23 protein-coding genes are annotated in these 19,132 nt (G+C 68.5%); 4 read left to right on the top strand and 19 right to left on the bottom strand.

Annotated features, from left to right (window positions below):
- The first annotated feature begins 74 nt into the window (after positions 1 to 74).
- A complete protein-coding gene (locus tag AC1REM_RS06480) occupies positions 75 to 488 on the top strand; it encodes an META domain-containing protein (protein ID WP_492513904.1) in 414 nt (137 codons plus the stop codon).
- A gap of 4 nt (positions 489 to 492) precedes the next feature.
- Here AC1REM_RS06480 and AC1REM_RS06475 read toward each other — a convergent pair whose 3' ends face one another.
- The 11 genes from AC1REM_RS06475 to AC1REM_RS06425 all read right to left on the bottom strand — a co-directional run bounded on the left by AC1REM_RS06475 (position 493) and on the right by AC1REM_RS06425 (position 8,777).
- The gene (locus AC1REM_RS06475; protein ID WP_492513903.1) at positions 493 to 1,140 is read right to left on the bottom strand and encodes a spermidine/putrescine ABC transporter substrate-binding protein; all 648 of its coding nucleotides are present in this window, start codon (positions 1,138 to 1,140) and stop codon (positions 493 to 495) included.
- Between the two features lie 79 nt (positions 1,141 to 1,219).
- A complete protein-coding gene (locus AC1REM_RS06470) occupies positions 1,220 to 1,714 on the bottom strand; it encodes a DUF6121 family protein (protein WP_492513902.1) in 495 nt (164 codons plus the stop codon).
- A 42-nt stretch (positions 1,715 to 1,756) separates the two neighbouring features.
- Positions 1,757 to 2,761 carry an ABC transporter gene (locus AC1REM_RS06465; protein ID WP_492513901.1) on the bottom strand — a complete coding sequence of 335 codons (1,005 nt, stop codon included), beginning with the start codon at positions 2,759 to 2,761 and terminating at the stop codon, positions 1,757 to 1,759.
- 114 nt (positions 2,762 to 2,875) lie between these two features.
- Positions 2,876 to 3,028 carry a hypothetical protein gene (locus tag AC1REM_RS06460; protein WP_492513900.1) on the bottom strand — a complete coding sequence of 51 codons (153 nt, stop codon included), beginning with the start codon at positions 3,026 to 3,028 and terminating at the stop codon, positions 2,876 to 2,878.
- A 140-nt stretch (positions 3,029 to 3,168) separates the two neighbouring features.
- Positions 3,169 to 3,798 (bottom strand): GntR family transcriptional regulator, encoded by a 630-nt coding sequence (locus tag AC1REM_RS06455; RefSeq protein WP_492513899.1) that lies wholly within the window; start codon positions 3,796 to 3,798, stop codon positions 3,169 to 3,171.
- 178 nt (positions 3,799 to 3,976) lie between these two features.
- Complete coding sequence (locus AC1REM_RS06450) at positions 3,977 to 4,465, bottom strand: YajQ family cyclic di-GMP-binding protein (RefSeq protein WP_492513898.1); 489 nt, start codon at positions 4,463 to 4,465, stop codon at positions 3,977 to 3,979.
- Between the two features lie 9 nt (positions 4,466 to 4,474).
- Positions 4,475 to 5,542 (bottom strand): alpha/beta hydrolase, encoded by a 1,068-nt coding sequence (locus AC1REM_RS06445; protein ID WP_492513897.1) that lies wholly within the window; start codon positions 5,540 to 5,542, stop codon positions 4,475 to 4,477.
- A 67-nt stretch (positions 5,543 to 5,609) separates the two neighbouring features.
- The gene (locus tag AC1REM_RS06440; protein ID WP_492513896.1) at positions 5,610 to 6,839 is read right to left on the bottom strand and encodes a Dyp-type peroxidase; all 1,230 of its coding nucleotides are present in this window, start codon (positions 6,837 to 6,839) and stop codon (positions 5,610 to 5,612) included.
- A complete protein-coding gene (locus tag AC1REM_RS06435; RefSeq protein WP_492513895.1) occupies positions 6,839 to 7,402 on the bottom strand; it encodes a copper chaperone PCu(A)C in 564 nt (187 codons plus the stop codon). The genes AC1REM_RS06440 and AC1REM_RS06435 overlap by 1 nt, the downstream gene beginning before the upstream one ends.
- A 14-nt stretch (positions 7,403 to 7,416) precedes the next feature.
- Positions 7,417 to 8,034: a copper resistance CopC family protein gene (locus AC1REM_RS06430; RefSeq protein WP_492513894.1), complete on the bottom strand. Its 618-nt coding sequence runs from the start codon at positions 8,032 to 8,034 to the stop codon at positions 7,417 to 7,419.
- 107 nt (positions 8,035 to 8,141) lie between these two features.
- A complete protein-coding gene (locus AC1REM_RS06425) occupies positions 8,142 to 8,777 on the bottom strand; it encodes a hypothetical protein (RefSeq protein WP_492513893.1) in 636 nt (211 codons plus the stop codon).
- A gap of 137 nt (positions 8,778 to 8,914) precedes the next feature.
- Here AC1REM_RS06425 and AC1REM_RS06420 point away from each other — a divergent pair, with 137 nt between their 5' ends.
- Positions 8,915 to 9,298 carry a hypothetical protein gene (locus AC1REM_RS06420; protein WP_492513892.1) on the top strand — a complete coding sequence of 128 codons (384 nt, stop codon included), beginning with the start codon at positions 8,915 to 8,917 and terminating at the stop codon, positions 9,296 to 9,298.
- Between the two features lie 66 nt (positions 9,299 to 9,364).
- On the opposite strand, the gene AC1REM_RS06415 is transcribed toward AC1REM_RS06420, so the two are convergent.
- From AC1REM_RS06415 to AC1REM_RS06400, 4 genes are read right to left on the bottom strand one after another with little or no spacing between them, the layout of a single operon-like run.
- Positions 9,365 to 10,738, bottom strand: a complete 1,374-nt coding sequence (locus AC1REM_RS06415; protein WP_492513891.1) for an FAD-dependent oxidoreductase — start codon at positions 10,736 to 10,738, stop codon at positions 9,365 to 9,367.
- A 51-nt stretch (positions 10,739 to 10,789) separates the two neighbouring features.
- Complete coding sequence (locus AC1REM_RS06410) at positions 10,790 to 11,851, bottom strand: polyprenyl synthetase family protein (protein WP_492513890.1); 1,062 nt, start codon at positions 11,849 to 11,851, stop codon at positions 10,790 to 10,792.
- Positions 11,852 to 11,898: 47 nt separating this feature from the next.
- Positions 11,899 to 12,636 carry a class I SAM-dependent methyltransferase gene (locus AC1REM_RS06405; RefSeq protein WP_492513889.1) on the bottom strand — a complete coding sequence of 246 codons (738 nt, stop codon included), beginning with the start codon at positions 12,634 to 12,636 and terminating at the stop codon, positions 11,899 to 11,901.
- Complete coding sequence (locus AC1REM_RS06400) at positions 12,633 to 13,244, bottom strand: DUF402 domain-containing protein (RefSeq protein ID WP_492513888.1); 612 nt, start codon at positions 13,242 to 13,244, stop codon at positions 12,633 to 12,635. Before AC1REM_RS06400 ends, AC1REM_RS06405 begins: the two co-directional genes overlap by 4 nt.
- Positions 13,245 to 13,306: 62 nt before the next feature.
- Between AC1REM_RS06400 and AC1REM_RS06395 the strand changes: the two genes are divergently transcribed.
- Positions 13,307 to 14,575: an isochorismate synthase gene (locus tag AC1REM_RS06395; RefSeq protein ID WP_492513887.1), complete on the top strand. Its 1,269-nt coding sequence runs from the start codon at positions 13,307 to 13,309 to the stop codon at positions 14,573 to 14,575.
- Positions 14,576 to 14,588: 13 nt separating this feature from the next.
- Here the strand turns inward: AC1REM_RS06395 and AC1REM_RS06390 are convergent, their stop codons facing one another.
- The 3 genes from AC1REM_RS06390 to AC1REM_RS06380 are packed head-to-tail and all read right to left on the bottom strand — an operon-like array spanning position 14,589 to position 17,538.
- Entirely contained in the window at positions 14,589 to 15,449 is an 861-nt protein-coding gene (locus tag AC1REM_RS06390; RefSeq protein ID WP_492513886.1) for a polyphosphate kinase 2 family protein, read from the bottom strand.
- 38 nt (positions 15,450 to 15,487) lie between these two features.
- On the bottom strand, positions 15,488 to 17,149 hold the full coding sequence (gene menD / locus AC1REM_RS06385; protein ID WP_492513885.1) for a 2-succinyl-5-enolpyruvyl-6-hydroxy-3-cyclohexene-1-carboxylic-acid synthase: 1,662 nt from the start codon (positions 17,147 to 17,149) through the stop codon (positions 15,488 to 15,490).
- Between the two features lie 26 nt (positions 17,150 to 17,175).
- The gene (locus AC1REM_RS06380) at positions 17,176 to 17,538 is read right to left on the bottom strand and encodes a PLD nuclease N-terminal domain-containing protein (RefSeq protein WP_204939121.1); all 363 of its coding nucleotides are present in this window, start codon (positions 17,536 to 17,538) and stop codon (positions 17,176 to 17,178) included.
- Positions 17,539 to 17,651: 113 nt separating this feature from the next.
- Here AC1REM_RS06380 and AC1REM_RS06375 point away from each other — a divergent pair, with 113 nt between their 5' ends.
- A complete protein-coding gene (locus tag AC1REM_RS06375) occupies positions 17,652 to 17,924 on the top strand; it encodes a DUF4229 domain-containing protein (protein WP_492513884.1) in 273 nt (90 codons plus the stop codon).
- Between the two features lie 3 nt (positions 17,925 to 17,927).
- Here the strand turns inward: AC1REM_RS06375 and AC1REM_RS06370 are convergent, their stop codons facing one another.
- Entirely contained in the window at positions 17,928 to 18,884 is a 957-nt protein-coding gene (locus AC1REM_RS06370) for a 1,4-dihydroxy-2-naphthoate polyprenyltransferase (RefSeq protein ID WP_492513883.1), read from the bottom strand.
- Positions 18,885 to 19,132 lie beyond the last annotated feature (248 nt).

Below are 19,132 nucleotides of genomic sequence, written 5' to 3'. Positions count from 1 at the left end.
ACATATCGCGGACTGTCGAGCCAAGGGAATAGATTCGAAGCACAATGACGAATCACCTAAGGCAGGCACCGATCATGCGCGCTCCCCTCGTCCTCGCCACGCTCGCCGCTGCCAGCGTCCTTCTCCTGGCAGGCTGCGCGAGCGCAGCGCCGGCCACGCCCGAGGCCTCGCCCGCCCCGTCGGCCACCGAGCCCTCGCCCACGCCGACAGCCACGGCAACGTGGTCCAGCGCCCAGCCGGGCGAGCCGACACTTGCGCTCTATTCCGATGGCACCCTCGGCGGCTTCGACGGATGCAACGCGTTCGGCGGCACGTACACCCGCGAGGGCGACGCGATCCAGCTCGAGCTCGGGTTCGGCACGCTGAAGGCCTGCATGGGCGTGGACACGTGGTTGCGCAACGCCGGATCGGCCGAGGTCGTCGATGGCACGCTGCGCGTCTACGACCTGGAGGGCGACCCGCTCGGAATCCTCGACGAGAGCAAGTAGCTGTTCAGAGGGTATCGGGGTCGAAGGGCGAGTCGAGTGATTCGGTGAGCTCGGCGAGCATCGCCTCGATCTGCGGTTCGACGTACTGCGAGATCGCCGACTGCACCGCGAGCCGATGCCGCAAGAGCAATCCGCAGATCTCCCGGCCGATCATGTTCGCGTACTCATCCGCGAGCGCCACCTCGCGTCGCAGCGCGGCTTTCGCCTCGTCGCTCAGGGGAGGCAACGGCGGCAACACCGCGGATGCCTCGTCGGCGAGTCCCGCGAGAGTGAAGAGGAACGGCGCGCCGGGCACGGGCTCCGGGTCCAACGGCATGCCCTCGAACTCCGGGGCCAGGTCTTCGGCCGGCCGGTAGGCGCGGGCACGGTTTCGGGCGGACTGCTGGTCGAGCTCGGCCTGCAGCATCGGCAGGTTCACGGCGGTGTACGCGGCGACCGCCGCGTCCACAATCGCCTTGATTCGCGTGGAGAGCCCATGTTGCACTCCGTGCGGAACGTTGGCTCCGATCCCGGCGGCAGCGAGGATGGGCGATCCGAGACAGCGTCGACAGGGCGCGACGCGACCGCGATGCGTTGCCGGCTCCCAGCGCGGCACCCATCGCAGCCAGGCCTCGATGGCCAGGCTGACCTGCGTCTCCAGTGAACGCTCCACGTGGTTAGCGTACGACGCTGCGCCCGTGGTGCGGCACTTCGACGCGGAAGAGGCGGATGCTCCGCAGCACCCCCTTCGGCTACTCGCCCCGCTTCTCCCACGGCCATTGCGGATGCTGCGCCCGTGTTCGCCGCAGCGCGATCCCGCCCCAGGCGGCGATCAGCGCAGACGCGGCGATGAGCGCGCTGGATCCGCCGAGGACGAGCTGCCCGACGACGGCCCCGGCCGCGACCGGTCCGTCGCCGGTGCCGGACGCGGTGATCCAGACCGCACCGAGATGCACCAGCGCGGTCGCGAGGGCGACCCCGAGGCTCGCGAAGTACGAAGGATGCGCTGCGCGCAGGACGGCCCCGAGCAGGAGAGCGAACATGGCGACCGCGCTCACCATGCCGATGACGCCGGGAAGCTGCCCCAGCCCCGGCACGCTGATGATGTCGGTCTCGGTGAGCAGGCTCAGAAAACCGAGACCGCCGATGGTCAACGCGAAGAATGAGATGATCGCGAGCACCAGCGCCAGGACAGCCGAAACCCCCGCAGACCCAGGGCTGCGGGGGTTGGGCGATGAAGCATTCACGGTGACCTCGATGCAAGAAGCGTTCAGGCCCCTCGGGGTTCCCTAGGGAAGCTGAGGCCCTGCCTCCAGCGTACGCTCGTATTCGCGCTGCGCCTCGGCGTTCAGCACGGTCTTGCGCGCGCCGCTGCGGGCCGCCCACGCGCCGAACCAGATTGTCAGCTCGCGTCCGAAGACGAAGGAGGCGATCGCGAGGGGAGCGAACAGGTGCTCGGCAAGGAGCGCGGATCCCTGGCTGGCGGTGAGTGTCCAGAACGGGGCGGCGATCAGGGCGCCGAGCAGGTAGCCGCCGTAGGCTCCGAGGCCGACGACAAGGCCCCAGATCACCCAGTGGCCCCAGCGTCCGCGGTTGATGATCGCCCCGAGGATGCAGAAGACGAGATAGAAGACGACGACGGTCGTCCAGAACTCCACGCCGCTGATCGTCGCGAGCGCAGCGGTGCCGATGTTCTCGAACGAGACCTCACCCGCCAGAGCGCCGAGGCCCAGAGCGGTGCCGAGCAGAAGCACGGCGAAGCTGAGAGCGGCGAGAAGGCCGATGCCGGCGATGGTGCCGCGGTTGCCGCGCTCGCGCGGAGCCTCCGGCGCCTGCACGAAGATGGGCTGCGGCTGTGCGGGGGGAACGAAGACGGGCTCCGGTGCCACGATCCGCGTCTCGGTGACATCAGCCGTGTTCGCCGTTGTGGTGTAGGCGACTGTCGCTGCGGTGGCCGCGATGGCCACGTCGTCGGCGGTGTCGGCCGCAACCGGGGTTGGTGTGGGCGTCTCGACCGCGGGCGGCGGGGGCGTGAAGGTTCCGCCGAAGGTGCCGGGGAACGCGCGCTCAGCCTCTTCGAAGGCGGCGAGATCGGCGTCGACTCCGGGCGCCTTGGCCTCGACCTTGGTGTCGGGGCCGGGGGCGTCTACGGCCGATTCGTCGCTCGCAGCAGCGGCGTCCGCACCGGAGTCGGCACGCGCTACCTCGGCGTCAGCCAGCGCGGCATTGGCGCTGTCGACGACCTCGTTCACCTCGTCCTTGTCTGACGACTGGGGAACCTGGGGCTCGCTCATGAGTGCTCCTCACCTCGGATGTGTGCCACACAGAGAGTATTCCGTGCGGAGCCCCGCGTCCGTGAGGCGTGCCGAAAAGGACCGGATGCCGCGTGAGATCGGAACTCCTTCCGCTCAGCCCGCCACCGACCGCAGAAGGTCTCCGGCGAACTCCGCGAGAACGGGAGCGAGAGGGGCAGCGAGGACGAAGAGTCCTGCAACCACCCCGATGCAGAAGACTCCGGCGGTCCAGGCCATCGCCGTGTTTCTCCCCGCGATCCGTGCCATGCCCTCACGGTAACTCGCGAATGCACGACCACGGCGAGGCGCGCGGATCGTGTCCGGAAGGACCGGCGCTTCCTCCGCGCGACGCTCGGGGTGGCGCGTCCACGTCGTGTCTGAATCAGAGTCGAGCGAAGTGGAGTGCGTCAATCGACGAGGTGCATGGCCCGCGCCGCCCGTTCCGCTGCGGCGGCGTCGCCCGCGAGCAGCGCCGCACGGAATTCCTCGGTGACCTCGCGCATTCGTGCGCACTGCTCATCGGTCAGATGCCACTCACTGAGGTTACGGAACATGGCGATGCCGTACTCCAGCTGCACCGAGCGCACCAGCGGGTTACCCGTTCGGGCCCCCAGATAGTCGAACATCGCCCAGCGCGCGTTCGACGTCTCCTTCGCATTCCCGATGCTCGTGATCATGGCATCCACAAGACTCGCCGCATGCTCGCGCTCCGTGCTCGTCAGCCTCGGCACGCTCATGTGCGCCACCGATCCCGAGAGGTATCCAGCGAACTCCAGCGAGGCATCCGAAACCTCCGGAGTGACCTCTGTGACCTGCGTGAAGCGGCTCGGGTACATCACCACCATGCCGATGCGCTCCAGGCGCTGAAGCGCCTCACGAATAGGCATGCGCGACATGTTGAAACTCGCCGCGAGTTCAGCATCGCGAATGCGCTCACCTGCCTGCAGCGTTCCGTCGATGATCGAATGCGCGAGTCGGTCGAAGACCTCGTCGGCCAGGAGCTTCTTGCCGCCCGGCGTTCCTTCGGCGATATCCATAGTCCTTGCACCCCCAAGTCTTGCCCAGCGTCAGTGCCCAGGAGGACAACTACACCACGCCGATCGTCCGATTCTCAAGAGCATCGAACGATCTGGGCAAACCAATATGTTGAGCAGGCCTCAATGGGGAACGGCACCCGTGGCCGTGGCCAGCAGGTGCCGTAGAGGCCCGCGAATTTCAGCGGTAGTTCACGAATTGCAGATCGATGTCGAGGTCGCTGCCCTTGAGCAGCGCGATCACCGCCTGCAGGTCGTCACGGCTCTTCGACTGCACCCGCAGCTCATCACCCTGAATCTGGCTCTTGACGCCCTTGGGCCCTTCATCGCGAATGATCTTGTTGACCTTCTTCGCGTTCTCCGAGGAGATGCCGTCCTTCAGCGAGGAGACGATGCGGAACTCCTTGCCGCTGGCGAAGGGCTCGCCTGCGTCGAGGCTCTTGAGCGAGATCCCCCGCTTGATGAGCTTCGACTGGAACACGTCGAGCACCGCCTTCGCGCGCTCTTCCGTGTTCGCGATGATGAGGATCTGCTCACCACTCCACTTGATCGATGCGCCCGTGCCTTTGAAGTCGTAGCGCTGCTCGACCTCCTTGTGCGCCTGGTTCAGGGCGTTTTCCGCTTCCTGGTGATCGACCTTGGAGACGATGTCGAAAGATGAGTCAGCCATGCCTCCAGTCTAGCGAGGGAGACCTTTGATCTCCCTGGTCTCGACCGCGTTCCATCCGGTGATCCACCGATCCAGGCGCCGGTAGGCGTCCTCGCGTGCGTCATGGCGCGAGAGGAAGATGTCGTGCAGGGCGCCGGGAATGCGTTCGATCGTCACCGAGGATCCGAGCTTGAGTGCTGCGCGCGCGATGTTGTCGACCGTGAGCACGCTGTCTGTTCGCGTGAGGTCATCCGACCAGGCAGTTGGCAGCGTGGATCGCGCGGACAGCAGCACGCACACGGGCGCGTCGATCGCGAGACCCGCATCCACCGTCGCGTGGCCGGTGAGGATCGCATGGAGCCACCCGGCGTGCACATCCCAACTGACCTCGGGACGCCAGTGGCGGTCCGGCTCGACGGGGTCGAGCGGATCCGCGGCTTCCGCCTGCGCGCGGGTGTAGAAGCCCAGATCGATCTGGGGCGCTCTGTCGAGCGGACGCCGGCGCGCCTGCAACCCCACGAACGGTGCGATCGTCTCGCGGGCGAACCGGGGCACCTGGAGTTCCAGCCAGGGGCTGTTCAGCACCAGCGCGTCCGCGATGCCGCGATGCCGGTCGGCCCAGAGGCTGAGCGTGAGCCCACCCGTGGAATGACCGAGGAGCACCAGACGCCGTGAACGTGCGGGGGGCGCATCCCCCGCCGTGTCGACGCCATCGCTCGGCGGCACTTCGATCCCGAGGATAGCCAGGGCCGCCGCGATGTCCTCGTCATAGGTGGAGAGGCTCGTCACGAAGCCGTGCGTCTGCCCCTCACGCAGACTGCGGCCGTACTTGCGGAGATCAAGGGCGTAGAAATGGGCTCCGCGGGACGTCCAGAATCGGGCGAGGCGCTTCTGGAAGAAGTAGTCGGACCACCCGTGCACGTAGAGCACATCGACATCGGCGAGCGGGAGCGGCCCCTCGAGCAGACGCTTCCAGAACGGACGCTGCGGCAGGGCGCGCACGAGGGTCGCGACGACCTCCCCCTCGTCGTCCTGCCCGAGCGGGAGCGTCAGCTGCTCGAACTCGTCTCCGAGAACGTCGGGCATCCAGTCGGCCATGGTGCCAGCGTAGCGTCGAGACTTCAACGGCAGGGGTGCGACGTCGCGAAGACGTCGCACCCCTGGTTCAGCCGAGCAGAGTCTCGCCGACGTACCCGCCTTCCGCACATCCCGGGGGGATGGCGAACACAGCCGAGCCGATGGGCGTCGTCCACTGGTTGAGCAGGTCGAGCTCATCGAGGCGCTGCTGCAACGGCACGTACTGCGCATCGATGTCGGCCTGGAACGTCGCGAAGACGAGGCCCGACTCCGAGATACCCCTGCCGTCCGGGGCGACGTCGTAGTTGTACGCCCTCCGGAAGATGCGCTGACGCGGGTCATCGCTGCGCGAACGCCGAACGTGCGAGAACTCTGGGATCACCGGAAACCCGAGCCCGTCCACCGCGGTGAAATCGGGTTCGTCGTGCTCGCGCATCCCGGTCAGCGGCGCCCCTGTGCCGAGTGTGCGCCCGACCGACTGCTCGCGTCCGGGGCGGTCCAGCTCATCCCAGGTGTCCAGATCCATGCGGATGCGGCGCACGACCAACCCCGTGCCACCGGCCATCCATCCGTCTGGCACCCACACGAGCCGGTCGTAGTCCGCGCTGCCGGGGATCGGGTTGCTCGTGCCGTCGACCTGTCCGAACAGGTTGCGCATCGTGGTGCCCGGAGCGACGGTGCCGTGCGCCCGGCGAAAGCCGTCCTGCCACCACCGCACCTCGGCGAAGCTGCGAGCATCCTTCAACAGCATCCTCGCGGCATGGGCCGTGGCCAGCGGGTCCTCGGCGCAGATCTGCAGCAGCAGATCGCCGTCCGACCACGCGGGCTCCAGGCGGTCGATGCCGAACGCCGGCAGCGGCCGCAACCACGAAGGCGCCTCCCCCTGTGCGCGGGCGACGAACCCCGGACCGAACCCGAAGGTGACCGTCAGCTTCGCCGGGGCCACTGCGAGTTCAGGTTCGGTATCGGCGAGCGCCGGCCGCCCCTGGGTGAGACGCGCCGCATCGTCCGACAGCGTGCGCATGAGTCGGCGCAGCGCGGCGGCGTCGGCATCGGGGCGGAGGTCGAGCCCGATGAACAGGGCGTGCGCAGGGGCATCCGTCGCGATTCCGGCCTGATGGATGCCGTGAAACGGCACCGTCTCGGAACCGTGCAGTGGGGGTGCTGCCGGCTCCGCCGTCGCCGGCGCAGGGCGGGCCGACGCGACGAGCGCGTCGAGCCCCACCGCTGCGACAGCACCGACGCCCGCGACGGCGCCGCCCAGCAGAAACTGCCGTCGACTGGCTCGCCGCGGGCTGGCAGTGTCCGGGTCAGGCATCAGTGATCGCCGCCGTGATCATGACCGGCGTCCTCATTCGAGCCACCGTGCCCGCCCTCGTAGTTCTCGTTCGCACCGGCGTAATCCTTCACGGGCGCCGTGATCTCGAGCGTCGATCCGTCCGAGAACGTCAGCGTGAGCGTGACATCCGCACCCGCGACGAGCGGACCGGTGAGCCCCATGAGCATGAGGTGGTTTCCCCCGGGCTCGAGCGCAAGACGCTCGCCCGCGGGGATCACGAACCCGCCCTGCTTCTCGCGCATGACGTGCTGGCCGTTCTCGTCCTCCACGGTTTCATGCAGTTCGACCATGTGCGCGACCTCGGTGGTCGCCGAGACGATCGTCACATCGACGGCACTCGGGTTCTCGATGACGCCGAAAGCTGCGGACATGCCCTCGGGCACGGCCTTGACCCAGGTATCCGCCATCGTCACGGAGTCTGCGGCGATCGTCACCTCCGCCTGGGCGGACTCAGGAGCGGGTGCCGCCGGCGCGCAGGCGCTGAGGGCGAGGACGGCGGCTGCGAGAGCGGCAAGGCGGATGCTGCGCGATGTCGTGTTCACGATGATTCGCCCTCTCACTGCTTCTCGCCCGCGGAACCGGCGGCCTTGCGGCGTCGACGGAAGAACGAGATGCCGAGGAACAACCCGAGGGCCACGACGGCACCAGCAGCGGCGATCGCGATGGTGCGGGCGACCGGCGAGTCCCACAGGGAGTCCTGTGCATCGTCGGCGACCGGAACGGCGGATACCTCCGGCTCCGGCTCCGACGTCGCGGACGCGGTGACCTCCGGCGTCGGCGACGGCACGACCTCGGGGACCGCGGATGCCTCGACCGTGAACGGAACCAGACCCGAGATCGGGTGTCCGTCGCTGGAGACCACACGCCAGCGGATCTCATATGCCCCGGCGGGCATACCGTCCTTCAACGGCGTGGTCACGTCGGTCATCTCGATGACGGGCTCTCCGGCCGCCCAGTCCGTGCCGCTCGCGTCGACGACAGAGACGAGTGCCCCGATCGTCAGTACGTCGGCGCTGTACGACAGGGTCACCGATGCGGGCGGGGTCGCGAGCGTCTCGCCCGCGATCGGGGTGCTCCCGACGAGATCATCATGGGCGGCAGCCGGAAGCGCTGTGCCCAGAACAACAGCGGTCGCCAACGCGGCGCCCGCCAGAAGGGTACGAATACGAGACATGTCTCTCCTTTCGGGGCATGGCAGCACCACGCCCCAGGGCGCGCACGATCAGCGCCGTGCGCGCACAGATGGGTGAAGGCGTGCGCGGATCTGGCGCACGAAGGAACTCACACCGAGAGGAGAGGAGGGCCTCGACGGATCACCATCGAGAGATGAGGCGACGTCGCCGCCACCGGCAGAAGCGCGGTCGCCGCAGCGAGTCCGCGCGGCCGAGGCGCAAGCACGGCCGCCAGGACCGTCTGCACGGGGATGAGCTTGCGCTGCACCCACGCGACCAGGTCCGAAGCAAGCTGGAGCAGCCGCAGCACCGCACGCTCGCCCCGGTACAGGGCCACCGTCGTGACGATCGCGCCGACCGCGTGCATCGCCCACATGAGGGCATCGCCGGCGAGCGGGCTCGCCGCAGATGCGCCCAGCGCCGGAAGCATGAATGCCCCACCGTGCACGTGCACGCCTGCAGCCTCCGGAACGCCCACGAGCCCCGATGTCGGAACGGCGCCGAGCGCGAACATCCCGTGGAACAGCACCTGGCTCAGAGCCACTGTGAACGACAACCGCAGGAGCGAGAGCGCGCGCCCCGCGAGGATCACCGAAATGAGGATCGAGAAGACCCACGGTGTCAGCATCCACAGGAGGCCGGGCAGCGGACCGCCACCGGCGACGTGGGAGAGCAGCGCGACGAACGTCGCGACCGAGGCCGCGACAGCACCACGCAGGACGCGCGTGGCCCGGGACTGTCGCATGGCTCCATCCTCTCAGATCCGTCGCCCCATTTCGCACGCGCGGATCACTGTGCTTTCCCAGCCGCTGCGTGCGCCATTCCCCCTACGCTGAGCGCTACAGGCACAACTACCCCGTCTTCTGCCCTTCGGAGGTTCCTATGACCCGCACGCCCCGCCCCCGCACCGCCGCGTTCCTCGCCCTCGGCATGGCTTCCGTGTTCGCCCTCGCCGGCTGCGCCGCACCCTCGACGGGTGTCATCGCCCCCGTCATCGCCGACCTCACGAAGATCGACGGCACGACCGTCACAGTCGGCGTCGGCAACGTCATCGACCTCACCGGCGACGACAAGACGTACACGTCGTGGGAGGCGGACATCGCCGACCCGAAGATCGTCGAATTCACTCCCGGAAAGGACGACGGCTCGGCGCAGTTCAACCCGGGGCTGAAAGCCCTGGCTGAGGGGTCCACCGAAGTCACCCTCGACAACTCCGAAAGCGGAGACAGCGTGACCTTCACCGTCGAGGTCACGCCCGCTCCCTGATCGCAGAGAGAACGGCGGATGCCTCGGACCGATCGGTCCGGGGCATCCGCCGTCATGTTCTCTGGCTCACTCGCCGCGCGAGATCCGCACCATCTCGTCGCGCGGAACGACCTTCACGCGCGCACGCTCGTGCGGCTCGCCCAGCGCGATCTCGTGCTGGTCGAGGCGGTGCCAGCCGTCGAGGTCGGTCCACTGCACGCCGCGCTCAGCGAGCAGCGCCGGGATCTCCTCTTCCGACGGGTCGCTCGGCTGCCACCAGGAGCCCTGGTCGTTGATGATGTGGCGTACCGTCTCCATCGCGTCGGACTTGGTGTGGCCGATGAGGCCCACCGGTCCGCGCTTGATCCATCCGGTGGCGTAGATCCCGGGCACGCGCTGGTTCGACTTGGCCTCGATCACCTGACCCTCGCGGTTCGGGATCACACCGTGCTTCTTGTCGAACGGCACACCCGGCAGCGGCGAACCGAAGTAGCCGACCGCGCGGTACAGCGCCTGGATCTCGATCTCGCGCATCTCGCCCGTGCCCACTGCGCCACCTTCGCCGTCCGGCCTCGTGCGCTCGTAGACGATCGCGGCGACGCGGCCTTCCTCGTCGGTGCGCACCTCGACCGGGCGCGCCCAGAAGTGCAGGTGCAGGCGGCGCGATGCCGTGCCGCCTGCGTTGTTGACCGAGTCCCGCTTGCGCCACGACTGCAGCACACGGTCGATGACCATGACCTGCTTGTTGCTCGCGACGGCATCGCGGGATGCCTCGTCGTAGTCGAAGTCCTCGTCGTAGACGACCATGTCGACGTCGCGCAGCTCACCGAGCTCACGCAGCTCGAGCGGGGTGAACTTCACCTGCGCCGGTCCGCGACGACCGAAGACGTGCACATCGGTGACCTTGCTCGCGGCGAGACCCTCGTAGACGTTCTGCGGCACCTCGGTGACCAGCAGGTCTTCGGCGTGCTTCGCGAGCATCCGGGCCACGTCGAGCGCGACGTTGCCGTTGCCGATGACGGCAACGGATTCCGCTTCCAGCGGCCACTCGCGCGGCACATCGGGGTGGCCGTCGAACCAGCTCACGTAGTCCGCGGCACCGTAGGAGCCGACGGCGTCGATTCCCGGGATGTCGAGACTCGTGTCGCGGATGGCGCCGGTCGCGAAGATGACCGCGTTGTAGTGGTTCTTCAGGTCTTCGAGCGTGATGTCTTCACCGAAGCGCACGTTGCCGAAGATGCGGATGTCGCCGCGGTCGAGAACATCGCGCAACGCCGTGATGATGCCCTTGATCCGCGGGTGATCGGGAGCAACGCCGTAGCGGACCAGGCCGTAGGGCGCAGGAAGCTGCTCGAACAGGTCGATCGACACGTCGAACTTGCGTTCCGCCTTCAGCAGGATGTCTGCGGCGTAGATGCCGGCCGGTCCTGCTCCGACGATGGCGAGTCTCAGTTTGGTCATGAGGTCCTTTCGTCACTGCGCCCACACGCGGCACGCCGGCCGCGGGACGCCTCAGCTGCTGCGATCAGCGAGAGTCTGTGCGAACCGGGTGAGCGCCTCGCGCACCGGGCCGCTGGGAAGGGGGGCGATCGCGGCGATCGCGTCGTCGGTCCAGGTGCGCGCCAGATCCAGAGTGCGCTGCGTCGCCGCGTGGTCGCGAAGCTCGGCGAGCGGCCCATCGAGGATCGCCGGGTCTGCGCCATCGGCGATCTCAGCGACGCCGGAGTCGATCCGTGCCGCCAGGTCGATCGATGTCGCATCCGTGTCGGTCTTCAACAGCAGATACGGCATCGTCGGAACGCCCGCGCGCAGGTCGGTACCAGGAACCTTGCCGGTGTTCTCGGCATCAGCCGAGAGGTCGATCACGTCATCGAGCAACTGGAACGCGACGCCGACCTTCTCGCCATACACACGCAGAGGCTCTTCGAAGGCGGACGGTGCGTTCGAGAAGATGATCCCCGCCTGCGTCGCCGCCGCGATGAGCGAGCCGGTCTTGTCGGCCAGCACCTGGATGTAGAACTCGATCGGATCGTCATCGGGCTGAGCGCCGATGGTCTCGTGCATCTGTCCGAGCACGAGGCGCTCGAAGGTGTCGGCCTGAAGCCGGATCGCGCGCTCTCCGAGACGCGACATGATCTGGCTCGCCCGGGAGAAGAGGATGTCGCCCGTGAGGATGGCGACGTTGTTGCCCCAGACCTCATGGGCCGAGGGAACACCACGCCGGCGGTCTGCGCCGTCCATGACGTCGTCGTGGTACAGCGAGCCGAGATGCGTGATCTCGATCGCCTTGGCCACATCGATGACAGGAGCGATGTTACCGTCACCCAGCTGAGCGACCAGGAGCGTGAGCACCGGCCGCACGCGCTTACCGCCGGCCTCGAACAGATAGCGAGCAGCGGCATCGGCCAGGGAATCCGCGACGCGCAGATCTTCCGACAGACCGCTCTCGATGACATCGAGTCCGGCCTCGACCTCGCGGGCCAGACGGCGCGCGGAGGGGCCGACGAACACGCGGTCGCTGAAGCCAAGACGGCTCGCGAGGCGCGAACCCGAGGCGGAGTGGCTCGAAGTCACGTGTTCCAGCCTATCTGTTGTCGTGGGCGGCAGATTCGGGCGAACGGTCAGGATCCGCTGGGCTCCGCGGGCTTCGTCGCACGGTGCAGCGCGACCATTCCGAAAGAGAGGTTGCGGTACGCGACGTTCGACCATCCGGCCTCACGAATCCAGGCCGCAAGGCGCCTCTGGTCGGGCCAATCCCGGATCGACTCGTTCAGATAGTCATAGGCGCCGCCGTTGGTGCCCGCGACACGAGCGACGCGGGGCAGCACCTGGCTGTTGTAGAAGCGGTAGAAGCCGCGCACGAGGGCGCTGGGCGGAGTGGAGAACTCGTTGATCACGAGGCGTCCGCCCGGCTTGGTCACCCGGTACAGCTCTGCGAGAGCCTTCTTCGGGTCCTGCACGTTGCGCAGCGCGTACGACATCGAAACCGCGTCGAACTCGTTGTCTTCGAAGGGGAGATCCGTGGCATCCGCCTGCACGAAGCTGAGGTTCGGCAGATGCCCGTGGCGGCGCTTGCCCTCGGCGAGCATGCCCGGCGAGAAGTCTGCCGCCACCACTTCGGCGCCACTCGCTGCGAAGGATGCTGACGACGATGCCGTGCCCGCACCCAGGTCGAGGATGCGCTCCCCGCGCTTCGGTGCGACCGCACGGGTCGTCGCCGCCCGCCAGAGGGCGTCGTTGCCGACCGTCATCGCGGAGTTCGTGCGGTCATACCCCGCCGCCACCTGGTCGAACATTCTGCTGACGCGATCAGGGTCCTTGCCGAGGTCGGCGCGATTGGCTTCGCTTTCGGGGGTCACGCTTCCAGTCTAGGCGGCAGGTTCAGCGCCTCAAGGCGGTCGAGCCAGGCATCCGCGGTGGCATCGTCGAACGGCGCGTACTCATCGCGGACGGCTTCTTCGAGTTCTGCGGTGAGCTCTTCCAGCACCTCGATGACGTCCTCCGGATAGCCGAACTTCGCCTGGTGCGCTTCCCACTCGTCGCGATCGTCCACGTAGGTTCCCGACGGGTACGCGCCCTGCGTGTCGAATCGACGCACGACGTCGAGATCCATGTCGATTCCGGTGACGAGGGGCAGCCCTGCCTCAGCATCCGCGTTCGTCACACCGGCGGGAGCGCCCCAGTGCACGTCCCAGGCCACATCGATGTAGACGCGCAGCCCTCGCGGATGGTCCCGGTTCACCGTCATCGCGTACTCGCCGATCGGCGGGATGAGCGTGACGTTGAGGCACTCCGCGTCCATCTCGACTCCGGGTCGGGCGCTGTGCCAGCCGATGGGCTGACCGACCCAGTCACCCCATTCATCCGACCCGAGGTACACGCATTCGTGCCTCCAGTGCACGGAGTCGTCCCACTTGCGCCACTGCATGATCATCGGGGTTCCGGGAGCCGGGAGCGAAGAGGTCACGGGGCGAGCATACTGCCCGCGCGGCGGCGCGGTGCAGGCCCGCGGCCTAAGCTGGGCAGGTGATGCCCTTCCGCCTTTCCGTGGTGACGCGCGAGATCGATCCGGTCGAAGATCTGCTCGCCTACGCCGACCCGACGACCCCCCTCGCGTGGCTGCGCCGCGGCGACGGCATCGTCGCCGTCGGCTCGGGAATGCAGACCCACCTGCGCATCACCGGCGGCTTCGACGAGCCGCACGCCGCGATCATGTCGTCCGGCTGGCAGCGGCTCGTCGCTCAGGCCGACGTCGACGACCCGGTAGGGCTCCCCGGCACCGGGCTCGTCGCCTTCAGCACCCTGGTCTTCGACGACGCCTCCGCTGCCGCGAGCGTCCTCATCGTGCCGTCCGCGATCATCGGCCGCGCACAGGGGCGCTCGTGGATCACCACGATCCGCGGCAACGACGATGTTCCCGACGCGCTCGTCGAACCTCGCGAGTACGGACCGCACTGGGCGGGAACCCTCGGCCCCGGCGCGCAGACCGCACAGGGCTACCAGGACAGCGTGCGCGCGGGACTCGACGCGATCACGGCGGGCGAGGTCAGCAAGGTCGTGCTCGCACGAGACCTCACCGGCACGGTTCCCGAGGGCGCCGACCTGCGCCGGCTCGTCCGCGCGCTCTCGAGCGAGTATCCCGACACTTGGGCGTTCGCGGTCGACGGCCTGATGGGTGCGAGTCCCGAGACGCTCGTCACGGCGCAGAACGGAACGGTCACCGCACGGGTGCTGGCCGGAACGACGGCACGCGGGGCGGATGCGGATGCCGATGTCGCCGCCTCCGCCGCCCTCGCCTCCAGCGAGAAGGACCTCGACGAGCACCAATACGCGGTGCAGAGCGTACTCACCGAGCTGCGCCCGCACACGCGCGCGCTCGCGTCGAGCGAGCAGCCGTTCCTGCTGAAGCTGCCCAACCTCTTCCACCTCGCGACCGATGTCGAAGGTGAGCTGTCAGACGGCGCCACCTCCCTCGATCTGGTCGGCGCGCTGCATCCGACCGCTGCCGTCGCCGGCTCCCCCACCCCGGCCGCGATCGCGGCGATCCGCCGCCTGGAGCCCTTCGACCGCGAACGCTACGCCGGCCCGGTCGGCTGGGTCGACGCCGCCGGAAACGGCGAGTGGGCGATCGCGCTGCGGTGCGCACAGTTCGAACGCGGACACGTGCGCGGCACGGGCAGCGGGCCCATCACGGTCACCGCCTACGCAGGCGCAGGCATCGTCACCGGCAGCGATCCGGAATCCGAGCTGCTCGAAACCCGCGTGAAGTTCCGCCCCATCGTCGACGCGCTCGCCTGAGGCATCCGCGCCGTCAGCTCGCGGCGAGCCGCTTCTTCTCGGCCTCGACGTCGTAGTCCGCCGCGGGCCACTGCGGATCGATCGCAGTGAGCGTCTCCAGCAGCAGCTCCTGCACGGCGAGACGCGCGTACCACTTGGAGTTCGCCGGAACCACGTACCAGGGCGCCGCCGCGGTGGAGGTCCGCTCGAACACCGTCTGGAACGCCGCCATGTAGTCACCCCACAGCAGACGCTCATCGACATCGCCCGGGTTGTACTTCCAATGCTTGTCCGGACGTTCCAGACGCTCGCTGAGACGCTTCTTCTGCTCATGCCGCGAGATGTGCAGCATCACCTTGATGATGCGTGTTCCGGATGCCGCGATCTCGGCCTCGAACGCGTTGATGGCGTCGTAGCGGCGTTCGATCTCCTCCGTCGGGGCGAGCTGACGGACGCGACCGATCAGCACGTCCTCGTAATGCGAGCGGTCGAAGACGCCGATGAAGCCGTGCTCCGGCAGCCGCTTCTCGATGCGCCAGAGGAAGTCGTGTGCGCGCTCCTCCGCCGTGGGCGCTTTGAAGGCGGTCAAGTGGACTCCCTGCGGATCCACGCCGCCGACGACGTGACGGACGATGCCGCCCTTGCCTGCGGAGTCCATCGCCTGGAGCACGAGAAGCACGGAGTCCTTTGCCACGCCGACGCGACTCTCGGCGAAGAGACGCTCCTGCAGTTCGCTGAGCTGGCCGATCCCTCCCGCGAGATCCGCGGCCCCGCGGGCCTTGCCGCCCTCATAGCCCGGAGTCGTCTCCGGGTCGACCGCGCCGAGGCGGAAGTCCGGCCCCACGCGGAGAACCTCGGATGCGGCGGCCTTCCAACCGGAGTGGTCTGTGCTCATGCGAACATCCTGCCGCAGTGCAGCCCTGTGGGGAATGCCTACCGCGCGAGCGGGACCTCGATCAGCTGGCGTCCTCCGACCGGCGAGGTCAGCGCTTGATCAAGCGCCGACCGGGTCGTGACGCGCTGATACTCCCACCCGTAGGCCAGCGCGAGATGCTCGAGCCGGGCGGTGTGCGGCGTGTAGAAGGCACGATCGAGGTCGCCACGGTCGGCGGTCGCCGCGACTTCGAGTCCGTCGAAGATCGTTCCGCCACCATCGTTGCCGACGACGACCTGCAGCCGGGGCTCTGCCTCATCCGGCGGAAGCAGCAACGCGCCCACGTCGTGCAGGAACGCGAGATCGCCGAGAAGCACGCGCGTGACGCCCGCGCCGCCCGCCGCCTGGCTTGCGATCGCGACGCCGGTCGCGGTCGCAACCGTGCCGTCGATTCCGGCCAGGCCCCTGTTCGCGTGCACGGGCACCCGCTTTCCGCCGAGCACGGCATCGGCGACACGCACGAGGCGCGAGGATCCGAACACCAGGCGGTCGTGCGGCCACGTCGCCCGCCAGAGCGAATCGACGAGGAGTTCACGATCGAGAGGACGCCGCACGGCCTGGAGCTCCGCCTTCACGGCGCTGAGCCGTTCCACACGATCGAACGACGACAGCCCCTCGACGTCGCGCGCAGGGGCATCCAAGTCGACGGCGGAGGCGGCGGAGGCCCGCATCCACTCCCCCAGCCATTCCCGATCGGATGCTCCGGCTTCGACCCTGACGGCGTCGACAGCGCGCGTGGCGCCGTTGAAGTCGAGCGCCTCGCCGCCGGAGCGGACGGCGATGACCTCGACATCGGTGCGGCGCAGGAGCGCGGGGACCTCACGGCTGAGCGTGGGGTGCCCCAGCACGACGACCCGCTCGATGCGCCCGCCCAGAACGGGCTCTTGCAGCAGGGCACGATAGCCGTGCACGAGGTGGCGACCGAAGCGCGCCCCACTGACGATCTCTGCGATCAGTGGCCAACCGCCCTGATGCGCGATCTCTTCCGCGTCGGGGCCGGCGTCCGCGCCCGCGATGACGATCGTGCGCGGACCGCGCCTGAGGAGGAACGGCTCGCGCGCGACGGCCGCGGGGACGGGGGCGTCCGCGATGGACGTCGTGACGACGGCCCCCGACAACGGCTCGCGGAACGGGAGGTTCAGGTGCACGGGGCCGGCGACTCCGGGGAGCCCGTCGACCTCGACACCGGACGCGCCGAGCGACGCCGCGACGGCATGCGCGGCGATGCGGGAGAAGGTCTCGAAGCCCCCCTCACCGGGGACCGGGGCATCGAGCTCGTACCGGACCCACGAGGCGAACATGCCGGGCTGGATCGTCGCCTGGTTGGCACCGATCCCCCGCAGCTCGGGCGGGCGATCCGCCGTGAGCAGAAGCAGCGGCACCCCGGCGTGGAAGGCCTCCATGGTGGCCGGCAGCAGGTTCGCGGCAGCAGTGCCCGACGTGCAGACGACCACCGCGGGTCGTCCCGTCTCGCGGGCAAGGCCGAGAGCGGTGAATCCCGCCACCCGCTCGTCGATGCGCACGTGCACCCGCAGGCGGCCCTGCCTCTCGAGCGCGACCGCCGTCAGCGCCAGTGCCTGCGAACGCGACCCCGGTGAGAGCACCACGTGCTCCACGCCCTGCGCGACGAGTTCCGCGAACAGCGCCGCTGCGGCGGACATGGACGGCGTCGCAGCATCCGTCGCCGTCACGAGCGTTCGCCCGTGCCTGTTCCGGCCTCGGGCGCATCGCCCTCCTGGTCCAGACGAGCGAGCTCTTCCTCCAGCTGGCGGATACGACGGTCCTGTTCGGCCTCGCTGATACGACGCAGATGCGTCGGGTCATCGTCGAGCGGCACATACAGGTCACCGCGCGGGCTCTGCCCCGGGCGCGAACGGCCGAGGACGAACCAGAGAATGCCCCCGAGCACGGGGATGAGGAGCACGATCGCGACCCAGACGCCCTTCGACACGCCCCGGTGGCGTGTGGCAGGCTGCAGCGCACAGTCCACGACGCTGTAGATCCAGAAGATCGCCGCGAGGAAACCGCCGACGACAAGTAAACGTGCCATTTTCCCAGTCTAGGCAGGTTCCCGCGCCGCGACCCCGGATGCGGCGAACCCCCAGCATCCGCCCTCTGTCCCACGCACAGCTGAGGGCTAATGTGCCCACCTAGACTGGAGGGGTGAAGCTTCCGCCCCTCCTTGTGTATTCCGTGCTGCGGCTGCTCGCCTTCCTCGTTCCGCTCGGGATCCTCTGGTTCTTCTTCCCGATCTTCCGCGAGTTCTGGTGGCTGGCGGCGCTCTTCGCGGCGCTCATCGGCATCAGCATCTCGCTGCTCTTCCTGCGAGCGCCGCTCGCCGGTGCCTCCACCGAGATCTACCGCCGCCGTCAGAACCGTCAGCGCGATGAAGCCTCGGATGAAGAGGCGGAAGACAGCGCAGACCCCGCCGCCTAGGCCTCAGCCGACGAACGCCCAGAACAGCATCCCTGCATAGAGCAGAGAGCTGACCGAGGTGAGCGCGAGCACGAGGATGAGCTCCTTCGCCGTGCGCGCGGTCCAGATGATGATGACCGCGGGAACGACCGCCAGCAGCACGAGCAGCGCCAACCAGGCGATGGGGTAGAACAGCGCCAACCACGCGGCGATCAGGAACGGCACGAGCGCGAACACGGTGAACAGCACCTGCGTCGCGCGCTTTCCGATGCGCACGGTGAGCGTGCGCTTGCCCGCGGCGCGATCCTGATCGATGTCGCGCAGATTGTTCGCGAGCAGCACGGCGCACGCGAACAGTCCCGCGGCGATCGCCCCCGCCCACGACTCCTGCGGCAGCGTGAAGGCCTGAACCCAGGTGGTGCCGAGGGTCGCGACGAGTCCGAAGAAGACGAACACGAAGACCTCGCCCAGGCCCGCATAGCCGTAGGGGCGCTTGCCGCCGGTGTAGAACCATGCCGCGATGATCGCGACGGCACCGACCGCCAGCATCCACCACTGCTGCGTGCGGATGACGATCGCCAGGCCCGCGAGTGCGGCCAGGGCGAAGAACGACAGCCCCACGATGAGCACGGTGCGCGCCGGCACACGACCGGAAGCGGTCAGGCGCGCAGGGCCGACGCGGTGCGCGTCCGTTCCACGGATGCCGTCGCTGTAGTCGTTCGTGAAGTTCACGCCGATCTGGAGCAGCACCGAGACGGCAAGGCATGCGAGCGCGATGACCCAGTGGAACACTCCCGTCGCGACGATCGCGGCACCCGTGCCGATGAGCACCGGGGCGATCGCGAGCGGCAGCGTGCGAGGACGCGCGGCGCCGATCCAGTCGCCGACGGTCACGGGGCCTGCCGCGATGATCGGCTTCTTCGCCGGGTTGCCGGAACGGCGGACGGGCGAGGGACGGGAGGAGCGCTTCGAGGATGCCACGGCACCAGCCTAGTTCTGGCGATGATGCGGAGAAGGCAGCGCGCGGGCTGGGACTCCCGCACCCCTGGAGCAGGTCTCCGGCCGTGCACGGGGCAGGGTGTGCGGAGGAGAACTCCTTGAACGGAGGACTCCTGCGCCGAGAACGTCCTCCGTTCCGGGGGAACTCCTCCGTTGCGTGAGGGCATTGCGTGGGTGGCGTCGCGCAAGGCGTTGCGGGGTGCGACAGCGCAGCGCGAGGCGGGGGCAAG

It is taken from the genome of Microbacterium sp. GW823-FHT02G05, assembly GCF_058797175.1.
The sequence above is the reverse complement of the archived record's forward strand: the minus strand, read 5'-3'. Positions and strand labels throughout refer to the sequence as shown.

Bases quoted from the DNA above. Each gene is read 5' to 3' on its own strand.
- AC1REM_RS06395 (WP_492513887.1), top strand. From the start codon at position 13,307: ATGCCCTTCCGCCTTTCCGTGGTGACGCGCGAGATCGATCCGGTCGAA.
- AC1REM_RS06480 (WP_492513904.1), top strand. From the start codon at position 75: ATGCGCGCTCCCCTCGTCCTCGCCACGCTCGCCGCTGCCAGCGTCCTT.
- menD (WP_492513885.1), bottom strand. From the start codon at position 17,149: ATGTCCGCCGCAGCGGCGCTGTTCGCGGAACTCGTCGCGCAGGGCGTG.
- AC1REM_RS06445 (WP_492513897.1), bottom strand. From the start codon at position 5,542: ATGGCCGACTGGATGCCCGACGTTCTCGGAGACGAGTTCGAGCAGCTG.
- AC1REM_RS06460 (WP_492513900.1), bottom strand. From the start codon at position 3,028: ATGGCACGGATCGCGGGGAGAAACACGGCGATGGCCTGGACCGCCGGA.
- AC1REM_RS06380 (WP_204939121.1), bottom strand. From the start codon at position 17,538: ATGGCACGTTTACTTGTCGTCGGCGGTTTCCTCGCGGCGATCTTCTGG.
- AC1REM_RS06440 (WP_492513896.1), bottom strand. From the start codon at position 6,839: ATGCCTGACCCGGACACTGCCAGCCCGCGGCGAGCCAGTCGACGGCAG.
- AC1REM_RS06390 (WP_492513886.1), bottom strand. From the start codon at position 15,449: ATGAGCACAGACCACTCCGGTTGGAAGGCCGCCGCATCCGAGGTTCTC.
- AC1REM_RS06455 (WP_492513899.1), bottom strand. From the start codon at position 3,798: ATGGATATCGCCGAAGGAACGCCGGGCGGCAAGAAGCTCCTGGCCGAC.
- AC1REM_RS06450 (WP_492513898.1), bottom strand. From the start codon at position 4,465: ATGGCTGACTCATCTTTCGACATCGTCTCCAAGGTCGATCACCAGGAA.
- AC1REM_RS06420 (WP_492513892.1), top strand. From the start codon at position 8,915: ATGACCCGCACGCCCCGCCCCCGCACCGCCGCGTTCCTCGCCCTCGGC.
- AC1REM_RS06425 (WP_492513893.1), bottom strand. From the start codon at position 8,777: ATGCGACAGTCCCGGGCCACGCGCGTCCTGCGTGGTGCTGTCGCGGCC.
- AC1REM_RS06430 (WP_492513894.1), bottom strand. From the start codon at position 8,034: ATGTCTCGTATTCGTACCCTTCTGGCGGGCGCCGCGTTGGCGACCGCT.
- AC1REM_RS06415 (WP_492513891.1), bottom strand. From the start codon at position 10,738: ATGACCAAACTGAGACTCGCCATCGTCGGAGCAGGACCGGCCGGCATC.
- AC1REM_RS06465 (WP_492513901.1), bottom strand. From the start codon at position 2,761: ATGAGCGAGCCCCAGGTTCCCCAGTCGTCAGACAAGGACGAGGTGAAC.